Annotated in this window: 11 protein-coding genes; 6 read left to right on the top strand and 5 right to left on the bottom strand. The window is 63.9% G+C overall.

Features of this window, described 5'->3' with window-relative positions:
* Nucleotides 1-159: 159 nt before the first annotated feature.
* Together EOA32_RS38775 and EOA32_RS23680 are read left to right on the top strand one after the other, a co-directional pair.
* On the top strand, nucleotides 160-549 hold the full coding sequence (locus EOA32_RS38775; protein WP_189407328.1) for a hypothetical protein: 390 nt from the start codon (nucleotides 160-162) through the stop codon (nucleotides 547-549).
* A gap of 79 nt (nucleotides 550-628) precedes the next feature.
* The gene (locus EOA32_RS23680) at nucleotides 629-1,372 is read left to right on the top strand and encodes a 2OG-Fe(II) oxygenase (RefSeq protein ID WP_128373019.1); all 744 of its coding nucleotides are present in this window, start codon (nucleotides 629-631) and stop codon (nucleotides 1,370-1,372) included.
* 28 nt (nucleotides 1,373-1,400) lie between these two features.
* Here EOA32_RS23680 and EOA32_RS23675 read toward each other — a convergent pair whose 3' ends face one another.
* On the bottom strand, nucleotides 1,401-1,727 hold the full coding sequence (locus EOA32_RS23675) for a GYD domain-containing protein (protein WP_170950344.1): 327 nt from the start codon (nucleotides 1,725-1,727) through the stop codon (nucleotides 1,401-1,403).
* 216 nt (nucleotides 1,728-1,943) lie between these two features.
* Between EOA32_RS23675 and EOA32_RS23670 the strand changes: the two genes are divergently transcribed.
* The gene (locus EOA32_RS23670) at nucleotides 1,944-3,566 is read left to right on the top strand and encodes an ABC-F family ATP-binding cassette domain-containing protein (protein ID WP_095828752.1); all 1,623 of its coding nucleotides are present in this window, start codon (nucleotides 1,944-1,946) and stop codon (nucleotides 3,564-3,566) included.
* A gap of 160 nt (nucleotides 3,567-3,726) precedes the next feature.
* Here the strand turns inward: EOA32_RS23670 and htpG are convergent, their stop codons facing one another.
* The 3 genes from htpG to groES form a co-directional block, all read right to left on the bottom strand.
* Nucleotides 3,727-5,619, bottom strand: a complete 1,893-nt coding sequence (htpG, locus tag EOA32_RS23665; RefSeq protein WP_128373018.1) for a molecular chaperone HtpG — start codon at nucleotides 5,617-5,619, stop codon at nucleotides 3,727-3,729.
* A 271-nt stretch (nucleotides 5,620-5,890) separates the two neighbouring features.
* On the bottom strand, nucleotides 5,891-7,519 hold the full coding sequence (gene groL / locus EOA32_RS23660) for a chaperonin GroEL (RefSeq protein WP_066992865.1): 1,629 nt from the start codon (nucleotides 7,517-7,519) through the stop codon (nucleotides 5,891-5,893).
* Between the two features lie 52 nt (nucleotides 7,520-7,571).
* Nucleotides 7,572-7,886: a co-chaperone GroES gene (groES, locus tag EOA32_RS23655; RefSeq protein ID WP_066992870.1), complete on the bottom strand. Its 315-nt coding sequence runs from the start codon at nucleotides 7,884-7,886 to the stop codon at nucleotides 7,572-7,574.
* Nucleotides 7,887-8,234: 348 nt separating this feature from the next.
* On the opposite strand from groES, the gene EOA32_RS23650 reads away from it, so the two are divergent.
* The 3 genes from EOA32_RS23650 (at nucleotide 8,235) to EOA32_RS23640 (ending at nucleotide 11,111) form a co-directional block, all read left to right on the top strand.
* Nucleotides 8,235-8,711: an Hsp20 family protein gene (locus EOA32_RS23650; RefSeq protein WP_066992873.1), complete on the top strand. Its 477-nt coding sequence runs from the start codon at nucleotides 8,235-8,237 to the stop codon at nucleotides 8,709-8,711.
* Between the two features lie 84 nt (nucleotides 8,712-8,795).
* Nucleotides 8,796-9,305, top strand: a complete 510-nt coding sequence (locus EOA32_RS23645) for an Hsp20/alpha crystallin family protein (protein WP_066993187.1) — start codon at nucleotides 8,796-8,798, stop codon at nucleotides 9,303-9,305.
* 378 nt (nucleotides 9,306-9,683) lie between these two features.
* The gene (locus EOA32_RS23640) at nucleotides 9,684-11,111 is read left to right on the top strand and encodes a hypothetical protein (RefSeq protein WP_128373017.1); all 1,428 of its coding nucleotides are present in this window, start codon (nucleotides 9,684-9,686) and stop codon (nucleotides 11,109-11,111) included.
* A 42-nt stretch (nucleotides 11,112-11,153) separates the two neighbouring features.
* On the opposite strand, the gene EOA32_RS23635 is transcribed toward EOA32_RS23640, so the two are convergent.
* On the bottom strand, nucleotides 11,154-12,047 hold the full coding sequence (locus EOA32_RS23635) for a hypothetical protein (RefSeq protein ID WP_095828808.1): 894 nt from the start codon (nucleotides 12,045-12,047) through the stop codon (nucleotides 11,154-11,156).
* Between the last annotated feature and the right edge of the window lie 538 nt (nucleotides 12,048-12,585).

Here is a 12,585-nt window from a genome sequence, read left to right as displayed (position 1 = left end):
CCTTCAAATCGGAATATGTCGGGCTCGGCCAGTACCAGGCGATGCTCTCCGACGCGGTGCTCGGCCAGGCGCTGGTCAACACGCTTTGGTGGACGGCCGCCAGCCTGTTCTTCCAGTTCTTCCTCGGTCAAGGTCAAGCAGGGACCGGGCCTGGTCGACATGATCGACGCCACCGCCGGCACCTCGATCGCGTCCTCGGTGCGCGACGAATTCGATTCCCTCAAGCTCGAATTCCGGCTGTGGCGCGAAAAGCTGGTCAAATATCGCTGCAGCCTGCCGGCGGCGGTGGTAGCGCGCTACCGCGGCAGCCTGTCCGGCTGGAAGTGCCGCGACGTCCAGATGGTGGTTGAACTGGTCTCCTTCGCCGACCTGCCGCCAGACGAGGCAGCCGCGCTGAACGTCATCCCGACCCGGCTGAGGCTGACGCCGGAGCAGGTCGAGCGGACCATCCAGGCCGGCCGCGACGCGGTGCGCCTCAACCCGCGCCTGCAGCAGGCATTCCGCCGCGCGCAGGGCCGCGCGGGCTTCGTTGCGGCTGGTTCGCCGTAAAGGCCGCGCCATTTCCGCAGGAATCGGGTGGCCGCCGCTTCGCCTCCGCCCCACTTTGATGGCATCGAAGGAGGCGCTCATGACTGTCCATTCCCTCAACACCAAACGCGCCGGACGCTCCGCCGAATCCCGTGTCGCCGCGCAGGACTGGCACGCGCTCGTCTCCGAGCTCAACGCCCAGGGCTGCGCTGTCATGCCCGGCCTGCTTTCGCCGGAGGAATGCGCCGAAATCGCCGCGCTCTATCCGCACGAAGAACATTTCCGCAGCCATGTGGTGATGGCGCGCCATGGCTTCGGCAGGGGCGAGTACCGCTATTTCCGTTATCCGCTGCCTGATCTGATCGAGGGCCTGCGCACTGCGCTTTATCCACGGCTCGCCGGCGTCGCCAATGACTGGAACGAGAAGATGGGCGCCGCGCTCCGTTACCCTTCCGACCACGCCGCCTTCCTCAAGCGTTGCCACGACGAGGGCCAAACCAAGCCGACGCCGCTTCTGCTGCAATACGGCCCCGGCGACTTCAACTGTCTGCACCAGGATCTCTATGGCGCGCTCGCCTTTCCGCTGCAGGTGGCGATCCTGCTCTCCGAACCCGGCAAGGATTTCACCGGCGGCGAATTCGTGCTGACCGAGCAGCGCCCGCGCATGCAGAGCCGCGCCGAGGTGGTGCCGCTCAAGCGCGGCGACGCGGTGATCTTCGCCGTGCACAACCGGCCCGTGGAGGGCACGCGAGGTTACTATCGCGTCAACCTGCGCCACGGCGTCAGCCGCCTGCGCTCGGGCAGGCGACATACGCTCGGTATCATCTTCCACGACGCGAGGTGACACCCCTCCGAGGCGGCTTTTCTCGGCGCTACGTTCCAGGCCGCCGATAACGGATCGATTTCGCCCTGCTTAGCGCGTCCATCGTCTCCTCGACGCTGAGGAGGACGGTGGTCTCGCAGGAGCTGAGCGCCCCTCCGGCACCGATGGCGAGCACGACGGACGCCATCGAAACATTGTCCGGCGCCTCCCACAGGTTCCACCCGTCGTGTTCGCCGAACGCATACCAGAACCCGTGCAGCTTTCCGCCGACCGATTCTATGTATGAGCTGGCCGCCTTGCGGCGATCCTCGGGGTTTTCGATCATTCGCGCCCAGGTCTCGGGCGTGTAGCTGAAGCGCGTCAGGTACATGGCCATGGCTGACCTCCCTTACCAGAGCCCATCAAGTGGTTGGCTCCAGCACTAAGCGCTCGATCGGTCGGCGACGCCAATCAATTTCACTGCGGCTGGGTTCTGCCTCGAAGGAATAGCCGAGCGCGCGGATGCGGCGCTTCTACCTCTTCCCTCCGCACCCTCATTCGCGTATGCCCCGGGCAAATCCCGCCATCTCAGCGCAGTTTCCCGGACCGTCCCATGATCCGTCTCGAAAATATCGGCAAGCAGAACGGCCGTCAGATCGTCTTCATCGAAGCCTCGGCCGCCCTGCAGAAGGGCGAGAAGGTCGGCCTCGTCGGCCCGAACGGCGCCGGCAAGACGACGCTCTTCCGCATGATCATCGGCCAGGAGCAGCCGGACGAAGGCCAAGTCTCAGTCGATCGCGGCGTTACCATCGGCTATTTCAGCCAGGATGTCGGTGACATGGAGGGGATGAGCGCCGTCGCCGAGGTGATGGAAGGCGCCGGCCCGGTGAGCGCCGTCGCAGCCGAGATGCGCGAGCTCGAGAACGCCATGGGCGATCCCGACCGCGCCGACGAGATGGACGCGATCATCGAGCGCTATGGCGAGTTGCAGCACCGCTTCGAGGAACTCGACGGCTATGCGCTCGACGGCCGCGCCCGCGAGGTGCTCGACGGCCTCGGCTTCTCCCAGGAGATGATGGACGGCGACGTTGCAAAACTCTCCGGCGGCTGGAAGATGCGCGTCGCGCTCGCCCGTATCCTGCTGATGCGGCCCGACGTCATGCTGCTCGACGAGCCGAGCAACCATCTCGATCTTGAGAGCCTGATCTGGCTGGAGAAATTCCTCAAGGACTATGACGGCGCGCTGCTGATGACCTCGCATGACCGCGAGTTCATGAACCGCATCGTTTCGAAGGTGATCGAGATCGACGCCGGCGCGCTCACCTCCTATTCCGGCAACTACGAATTCTACCAGGAGCAGCGGGCGCTGGCCGACAAGCAGCTGCAGGCGCAGTTCGACCGCCAGCAGGCGATGCTTGCCAAGGAGATCGCCTTCATCGAGCGCTTCAAGGCGCGCGCCTCGCACGCCGCCCAGGTGCAGAGCCGGGTGAAGAAGCTCGACAAGATCGACCGCGTCGAGCCGCCCAAGCGTCGCCAGACGGTGGCCTTCGAGTTCCAACCTGCGCCGCGCTGCGGCGAGGACGTGGCGACGCTGAAGGGCATCCACAAATCCTATGGCAGCCGCTCGATCTATGCCGGCCTCGACTTCCAGATCCGCCGCCGCGAGCGCTGGTGCGTGATGGGCGTCAACGGCGCCGGCAAGTCGACGCTTTTGAAGTTGGTGGCCGGTGCCTCCGAGCCGGATGAGGGCTCGGTGGCGCGCGGTCCGAGCGTCAAGATGGGCTATTTCGCCCAGCACGCCATGGAGCTGCTCGACGGCGAGCGCACCGTGTTTCAGACGCTGGAAGACAATTTCCCGCAGGCCGGCCAGGCGCCGCTCAGGGCTTTAGCCGGCTGCTTCGGCTTTTCCGGCGACGAGATCGAGAAGAAGTGCCGCGTGCTCTCCGGCGGCGAGAAGGCCAGGCTGGTCATGGCGCTGATGCTGTTCGATCCGCCGAACCTTCTGGTGCTCGACGAGCCGACCAACCACCTCGACATGGCGACCAAGCAGATGCTGATCGAGGCGCTGGCGCAATATGAAGGCACGATGCTGTTCGTCTCGCACGACCGCCATTTCCTGTCCGCACTATCGAACCGCGTGCTGGAGCTCACGCCGGATGGCATCCACACCTATGGCGGCGGCTATACGGAATATGTCGCCAGGACGGGGCAAGAGGCACCGGGGCTGAGGGGGTAGGGCGGCGCTCTGACCTCCGAGCGTAGTAGCGTGGAGAAGCCTTGACCCGTCGGCAGGACAGAGGGGGGCGCGAAGGATCGCGACCGATCTCACCCTTGCGCCGCCTCCTCGTGAGAAGTCACGGCAGGATCCGGGCTCCGTGAGGCGCCCAACGCCCCCACTACTCCCTCGCCAAACCGCGCTCGATCAGGCGAGCAAGCCGCGCCGAAAACGCCCTGGCATCGGCCGGCTTGTCGCCGTCCAGCACGCGCGCCTCGTCGTAAAGCAGATGCGCGGCGTCTTCCTTGAAAGCGCGCTCGCCGTCGCCGAGCTTCGCCAGCGCCGTGACGCGCTCGTGCCGCGGGTTGATCTCGAGGATCGGCTTGGCCGCCTTGTCGAGGCGGCCGGCGGCGTTGAGCAGCCGCTCGAACTGGCGGTCGGGACCGTGCTCCGGTGCGACCAGGCAGACCGCGCTTTCGGTCAGGCGGTCGGAGGCCTTCACGTCCGAGACCTCGTCTCCCAGCGCCGTCTTCACGAAGGCCAGGAAGGTCGCGATTTCGGACGAGATTTCGGCATCCGGCTTGGACGCGGTGTCGAGCAGCGGGATCTCCGACAGTTCGGCCGCGCCCTGCGTCACCGATTTGAACGGCTTGCCGTCGAATTCCGGCGCCATCGTCGTCCAGAAACTGTCGACCGGATCGGTCAAAAGCAGCACTTCGATGCCGCGCGCCCGGAACCCTTCGAGCTGCGGCGAGACCTCGAGCCGGGCGCGGTCTTCCCCGGCCATGAAGAAGATCGCCTTCTGCCCTTCCTTCATCGCGGCGACATAATCGGCCAGGCTGCGCAGCGTCTCGCCGGAAGCGGTCGAGCGGAAGCGGGCGAGCTTCAGCAGCTGCTCGCGCCGCTCGTAGTCCTCGTAGATGCCTTCCTTGAGCACGACGCCGAAATTCTCCCAGATCTTGGCGTAGGCCTCTGCATCGTTATCGGCGAGTTTGCCAAGATCGCCGAGGACGCGGTTGGTGACACCCTTGCGGATCGCGGCGAGCAGCGGGCTTTCCTGGATCATCTCGCGCGAGACGTTGAGCGGCAGATCGGCGGAATCGACCAGGCCGCGGACGAAGCGCAGATAGCGCGGCAACACGTCGGCATCGTCGGTGATGAAGACGCGCCGCACGTAGAGCTTCATACGACCCTTGCGGTCCTGGTCGAAGAGATCGAACGGACGCGAGCCCGGCACGAAGGCAAGCGCGCTGTATTCGTGCCGACCCTCGGCGCGGAAGTGGATGGTGGCGGCCGGCTCGTCATACTGGCCGGCGATGCTGCGGTAGAAGTCGGTATATTCCTCGGGCTTTATGTCGCTCTTCGGCCTCACCCATAGCGCCGTGCCGTCGGCGATATCGCGCGGCTCGGCGCCCGGCTTCTCAACAAGCGTGATCGGCACCGGCACGTGGCCGGACTGCGACTTCGCCAGCCCTTCGAGCCGGTAAGGCGTGGTGTAGGAACTCGCATCGTCCATCAGATGCAGCACGACGCGCGTGCCGCGCCTGGGAGCTGCCGCAAGCGGCACGGGAGCGATCTCGTAGGTGCCCTTGCCGTCGGAAGACCAGCGCCAGGCTTCCTCGCTGCCGGCCTGCCGGCTGATGACATCGACATGATCGGCCACCATGAAAGCGGAGTAGAAGCCGACGCCGAACTGGCCGATGAGTTGCGAGTCCTCAGTCGCCTTGCCGGCCTCGACGCGCTCGATGAAGGCACGGGTGCCGGAGCGTGCGATGGTGCCCAGAGCCTCGGCCATCTCCTCGCGGCCCATGCCGATGCCGTTGTCCTCGACGGCAAGCTGCTTGTTGTCGGGGTCGGCCGAAATGGTGATGCGCGGCTTTGCGTCCTCGCCCAGCAGCTCGGGACGGGTGATCGCTTCGAAGCGCAGCTTCTCGCACGCGTCCGCGCCGTTGGAGATCAGCTCGCGCAGGAAGACGTCCCGGTCCGAATAGACCGAATGTACCATCATGTGCAGCAGCCGCGAGACATCCGCCTCGAATGTCCTGGTTTCCGTCGTCTTGGTATCCGTCGTCATTCAGAATCTTCCCACATAGTAACTCTGGCCCGTCGCGCCGCGGCGTGTCGAACCTGCCGATCTCCGCCGATGAGGGGAGATGTCCGACAGGACAAAGGGGGCGCGTCCCGCCAGCCGATCTGTCGCGGAGTGCTTTCTCGCTTTTCCGGTTCTTGTCAATTCAGAAGGGTGCCGTTTCCCTCGCGCTCCCTTTTGCCCTAACGACCAATCTCCCCCGATTGGACCCTGTCGGGGGAGATTGGCTGTGTCGGCGCCGCGCCTCCCCAGCGTCCTAGAAGTCCATGCCGGCGCCGGCGGGCATGGCGGGTGCCGCTTCCTTCTTCGGCTTCTCGGCGACCATCGCCTCTGTGGTGACGAGCAGGCCGGCGATCGAGGCTGCATCCTGCAGCGCGGTGCGCACGACCTTGGCCGGATCGATAACGCCCTGGCTGAAAAGATCGCCATATTCGCCGGTCTGGGCGTTCCAGCCATAGGCGAAATCGGTCTTCTCGCGCAGCTTGCCGACGATGATCGAGCCTTCCGCCCCGCTGTTCTCGGCGATCTGACGCGCCGGCGCCTCGATGGCGCGCCGCACGATGTCGACGCCGTATCTCTGGTCGGGGTTGTCGGCAGCCACCGCGTCGAGCGCATTGGCGGCCCTGAGCAGCGCCACGCCGCCGCCCGGAAGAATGCCTTCCTCGACCGCCGCGCGCGTCGCATGCATGGCATCGTCGACGCGGTCCTTGCGCTCCCTGACCTCGACCTCCGTCGAACCGCCGACGCGGATCACAGCCACGCCGCCGGCGAGCTTGGCCAGACGCTCCTGCAGCTTCTCGCGATCGTAGTCCGAGGTGGTCTCCTCGATTTGCGCCTTGATCTGCGCGACGCGGCCCTGGATCTCCTCCTTCTTGCCGGCGCCATCGACGATCGTGGTGTTCTCCTTCTCGACCACCACTTTCTTGGTGCGGCCGAGCATCTCCAGCGTGACGTTCTCAAGCTTGATGCCGAGATCCTCGCTGATAGCGGTGCCGCCGGTGAGGATGGCGATGTCCTCCAGCATGGCCTTGCGGCGGTCGCCGAAGCCCGGAGCCTTGACGGCCGCAACCTTCAGGCCGCCGCGCAGCTTGTTGACCACCAGCGTCGCGAGCGCCTCGCCCTCGACATCCTCCGCGATGATGAGCAGGGGCTTCGCCGACTGAACCACCGCCTCCAGAACCGGCAGCAGCGCCTGCAGGTTGGAAAGCTTCTTCTCGTGGATCAGCACATAGGGCTCTTCGAGCTCGACGCGCATCTTATCCTGATTGGTGATGAAGTAAGGCGAGAGATAACCGCGATCGAACTGCATGCCTTCGACCACTTCCAGCTCGGTGTCGGCGGTCTTGGCTTCCTCGACGGTGATGACGCCCTCGTTGCCGACCTTCTGCATCGCCTCAGCAAGGAAACGGCCGATCTCGGCATCACCATTGGCGGAAATCGTGCCGACCTGGGCGATCTCGTCATTTCTGGTCACCTTGCGGGCGTTGGTCTTCAACTCCTGAACAATAGCCTCGACGGCTTTGTCGATGCCGCGCTTCAGATCCATGGGATTCATGCCGGCGGCAACGGCCTTGGCACCTTCCCTGACGATGGCCTGGGCGAGAACGGTCGCGGTGGTCGTGCCATCGCCGGCGATATCGCTAGTTTTCGAGGCGACCTCGCGCACCATCTGCGCGCCCATGTTCTCGAACTTGTCCTCGAGCTCGATCTCCTTGGCGACAGTGACGCCGTCCTTGGTGATGCGCGGAGCGCCGAACGACTTGTCGATGACGACATTGCGGCCCTTAGGGCCGAGGGTGACTTTCACCGCGTCGGCGAGAATATTGACGCCGCGCAACATGCGGTCGCGGGCGTCGGAATGGAATTTCACTTCCTTGGCAGCCATTGGAACACTCCTTCAGCAGGCAGCTTTCATTCACCGGATCGGGTGGGCCGGTTCAAGCCGCTTTTCCCAACGCCGATGTCTGCTCGACCACACCCATCACGTCGCTTTCCTTCATGATGAGCAGGTCTTCACCGTTGAGCTTGATCTCGGTGCCGGACCACTTGCCGAACAGGATGCGGTCGCCGACTTTGACGTCGAGGGGAATGAGCTTGCCGCTCTCGTCGCGCGCGCCGGAACCGACGGCGATGATCTCGCCTTCCTGCGGCTTCTCCTTCGCCGTGTCCGGGATGATGATGCCGCCGGCCGTCTTCTCCTCGGCCTCGACGCGGCGGACCAGAACGCGGTCATGCAATGGATGGAACTTCATATCGTTCTCCTTCGGGACAAACAGATTTTGAGAGGTTCCTCCACTCCGGACCGGAAGGACCGGAGCGGGGCTCGCGATCCTTTCGGCCTCGCGCATGTGGATGTGGTTTTGCACGCGCCGGTTTCAAGAGGCCGCAAGAAATTTTTTGGCACTCGCAACAGCCGAGTGCTAGCGCCGTGAAAACAAAGGTAAATTATGCAGCTTTGACGGGCGCGCCCCGGACCTCTTGACGGCAAAGGAATCAATTCCCAAATCGAGCCTGCCGGCGCCTGAAGTGGTCGGCAAGGTCAAGGAGCGCCGCTGCCTTGGCGCTCCTCGTATCTATGTTGCTCAATGGAGGATGTAGCTATGAGAACCAGTTTCGACTTTTCTCCCCTGTTCCGGTCGAGCATCGGCTTCGATCGAATGCTGAACGCGCTCGAGACCGCAAGCCGCATCGAAACCGCTGACAACTGGCCGCCCTACGATATCGCCAAGAGCGGCGAGGACGACTACCGCATCACCATGGCCCTGGCAGGCTTCAGCCAGGACGAACTGGCCATTACCCAGGAGCAGAACATGCTGATGGTTTCTGGCCAAAAGGCAGGCGAGGATAACGGCGAGTACCTGCATCGCGGCATTGCCGGCCGCGCATTCCAGCGTCGCTTCGAGCTTGCCGATCACGTCAAGGTCGTCGATGCGAGCCTCGTCAACGGCCTGCTGACAATCGACCTCAAACGCGAGATCCCGGAAGAAATGAAGCCGCGCCGGATCGAGATCACGGCGGACAAATCATCGCCAAAGGCCGCGACAAAGAAAATCGAGGCCGACAACAAGGCGGCCTGAGCCTTCTCGCCGCGCTTTGCGCCAAGCGCCGGGTGATGTTCCCGGCGCTTCCTTGTCTTCCGGATGAACAGAAAGGAGGAAAAAATGAGTGTTCGTGATCTGATTCCCTGGGGCCGAAACAATGGCAACCAGGTTCCAAGTGTCTTCCGCGACGGCGAACGCGATCCTTTCCTGTCGCTGCATCGCGAGGTGAATCGGCTGTTCGACGACGTCTTCCGGGGTTTCGGTTCCGGCTTGCCATCCCTAGGCGGCGTATCAGCCTTTGGTGCCGGCTGGCCGAGCGTTGAGATCTCCGACAACGAGAAGGAGATCAAGGTGGCGGCCGAAGTCCCGGGCCTGGACGAGAAGGACATCGAGGTGCTGCTTGATGATGGCGTGCTGACGCTGAAGGGTGAAAAGCGCTCCGAGACGGAGGACAAGGAGCGGCAGTTCTCCGAGCGCGTCTATGGCCGCTTCGAGCGTCGCATCCCGCTGGGCTACGAGATCGAAGAAGACAAGATCGATGCCCGCTTCAAGAACGGCGTGCTGACGGTAATGCTGCCCAAGACCGCGAAGGCGCAGTCGCAGGCCAAGCGTATCGAAATCAAGAGCTGATGTCTCAGTGCAGGGGTTGGACCGACCGGTCCGGCCCCTGCGGCATGACGGAACTCTCGTGGCTAGATGGAACGGCCAACGCTGGCGTGGGTGCTGGCTGGAGCGTGGAACGGCTCCCTTTCCAAACGAGTGATCCGCTCGCAGCGGGCGCAAGAGGCTCGCTTGCGGCTCGATGACGTGCGGCCGACGCAGGCCATTCTAACCGTTTACCGCGCTGAGCGCAGATGCCGCTGACGGAACACCGCGCAAGCCTCTGGAAATCCGCGATAACCTTAATTCCTTCCTTCTTTTGGTCAGGCTTCCCGTACGGAACGTTAAGGGCTAGATTAGCAATTCGTTAAGTAATACGGCGGGTGTGAGCGTAAGAGGTGTGCCGTTATGAATTTCAAATCCCTGATCAAACGGGCCGAGGACGTAGACAAGGAATTTCAAGAGCTCCAGTCGGATCTGGCAGAGGCTTTCGAAGAATGTCTTTCGGCTGACGAAGAGACGTCCCCGGGATACGATTCTGCCGCCGACCTGGCGGCAAGCGAGGAGGAACCGCCGGGCGAGACTCAGTCCGAGGCTTCCGCCTCCCGGCTGACGCCGCACACCCAGACACGGTTGGCCGCCTTGGAAGCCGTTTCCGGACTCTTCCGCGACGGACAGGGTCATCTGGAGGAGATCGGGTCAAGGCTGGCCGAGATCGCCACAGCGCACCACATGACGCGCGATATCCTGAACGCCCTGCATCGCGATGCGCTGCGCGCCAATGAGCTGGAGCTGGAGAACGCCGCTCTGGGCGCCGAACACAAGGCCTTGTCGGAACAATTGCTTGACGCTACGCGCAAGCAGCGCGAACGCGACGGCGCGGCCGAGGCCTGGCAGCAGCGCGAGGCAAGTCTCGTCCAGGACAGGGAGTCGCTGCGCGAGGCGCTTGCAGCGGTGCGGCTCGAAATGGTCGAGATGGGCAATGAGAGCGCCAGGCGCGAGGCTGAGTTCGGTGAGATCGTCAAGACCCTGACGGCCAAGACCGTCGAAGCCGACAGGCGCGCTGTCGAGAACAAGCTGCTGCGCGAGAAGCAGGTCGGGCTTTCGATCGAGCTGGAGCAGGCGCAAAAGCGCGAGGCCGAGGCCCGGCACAAATTCGACGAGTTCGCGGCGACCCACGCCAACGAAGCCACGCGCGTTGCCGAACTGATGGCCCAGCTCGGTAGCCACGAGAAGGAGGAGGCCCGGCTGCAGAAATCGTTGGAGACGACGCAGGCCAAGCTTGCCGAGGTAACCGAAGCCGCCCGCATTGCCGAAAGCGATGGCGCGGCGGAGCTTGCGCGGAGCCGGGCGGAGCTGCGCGGCTTGCGCTCCGAAATCCAGGAGCTGCAATCGCGGCTCGAGCAGGCCTCCATCGACAAGACCGATGCGGTCGCCGAGGCGACAGGACTGAGGGCGCAGTTGAATGACGCCGTGACCGAGCGGCAGATCGCGGAAGAGAAGCTTGCCGTTCTCAGGAACGAGAGCGAATTGGACAAGAAGAATTTGTCGGTGATCAGCACCAATCTCTCGCAGCTATCGCTGCAGCAGGCGTCGGAGCAGATCCAGCTCGATATCCAGAAACAGGAATGCGAGGACCTGCGCGCCGAGGTCGAGACGCTGAATGCCCGCATCAAGGAGCTGCTGCCTTACGAGCGGCTGCACAGGGTGACGGACGCCCGGGCTCGGCAGGATGTTGTGCCCGTGACGAATGGGCATGTCACCAACGGGCATATCGTGGAGCCGGCGCGGCCCACCGCCAGGCGCCGGCGCAACATGAGGGCCGCCGCGAGCTGAGGGAAGGATGTCTAGCCAGCTCGGCGCTTCACCGCTCTGGGCCTACTTCCCGGTCATCCGGTCAGCAAGCTGCTGGGCCTCGGCAAGCAGTGCCGGGAAGGCCGGATCGCCCGGCAGGCGCTCGCCCATGCAGGCGCGATAATCGCCGTCGCCTTTTTCCCAGGCGGCGTTGGCGGAATCATAGGCCTGCTGGTCCTTCAGGTCCGAGTTCTGATAGGTCTGCTGAAATTTCTGGGCAGCCGCGTCCGCCGCGGTCCAAAGCGCCTCGCAGGCCGCGATCTTCGGCACGGCCGGTGACGCGGGCGCCTCGGCGATCAGGACGCGGTCGCCCTTTACCACCGCGACGACGACCTGCTGGTCGTAGATCGGTCCGACATCCTGCGTCCAGCCGCCGAGCCGCGCGACGGCGATATCGGCGCCTTCGGGCTTCTTCAGCGAAAAGTCGAGCGTCTTCACGAATGCGGCGTCGCTGCCGATAGCCTGGGTATAGAAGGCGTCTAGCTTGAGCGCCTCGTCGATGCCGGCGGGCAGCCGGAGGCTTTCATCCTCCTCGTCAGCCTTGGACCGCAGCCAGCGCTCGACCAGCCCGCGTGTCGTCGCGACGATGCTCGGGCCGGCGTCGCTCTTGGCGTAGCGCAGCCCGTCCAGCATGCCGAAGCCAATATCGGAGGCGCTCAGGCTCTGCAGATTGATCGTGCCGGTTGCCGGAAAATCCTTGACCGAAAGCGGGCCGAGAACGGCGGAAAGACGCTTTTCCAGATCGGCCAGCGCCTTGGTGTTGGCAGCATCGAGTGTCTCCACTTCCGCGTTCGAGCTCTCTTGCGCCGCGATGTTGGAAATCGCCTTGTCGCGCGCGGCGATATAGTCGTCCTCCGGCGATGCCGCGAAAACCACGCCGCTCGCCAGCGCGAACGAAAACGCCCAGACCAGCCGCATTCTATAACCCCAATTCAAACCAAAGCCCTTGTGGCCTTCGCCTGACTTGGCGGCTTTTGCGTGGCGGAATCCCCGGGAGAACCCGAATTTTATCCGGCCTTCCGCTTCTCTACCTCCGCCTTCCTCAGCAGGAACCGCTGGATCTTGCCGCTCGATGTCGGCGAGGAGGTGAGGCACGCCGCGACAGTTGCGCTCTACGGCGCTACCCTCTGCCCTGCCGGACATCTCCCCCACGAGGGGAGAGATTGGCAGTGCCGCTGACGGCTCTCCCTTTGTACCGTCGATGATTGGCGAAAGCCGGCGCCACATCTGATCTCCCCCCAAGTGGGGGAGATGTCCGGCAGGACAGAGGGGCGAAGGAACGCAAGCTTTCGTGTCCAGAGCACAGCCATGATGTCGGGGACGGACCTTCTAGAGCGGGATGAAATTGTTGGGAGTCGTTGAGGATTCCCAAATCAGCGGGTTTATGATTCACCATTCATGCTGGGAAGGAGGCCAGCATGGATGGCACTATCGATGGATCTGCGAGAGCGCGTCG

This window comes from Mesorhizobium sp. M1A.F.Ca.ET.072.01.1.1 (assembly GCF_004023325.1).
GTDB lineage: Bacteria > Pseudomonadota > Alphaproteobacteria > Rhizobiales > Rhizobiaceae > Mesorhizobium.
This window is presented reverse-complemented; position numbering and strand designations above follow the sequence as displayed.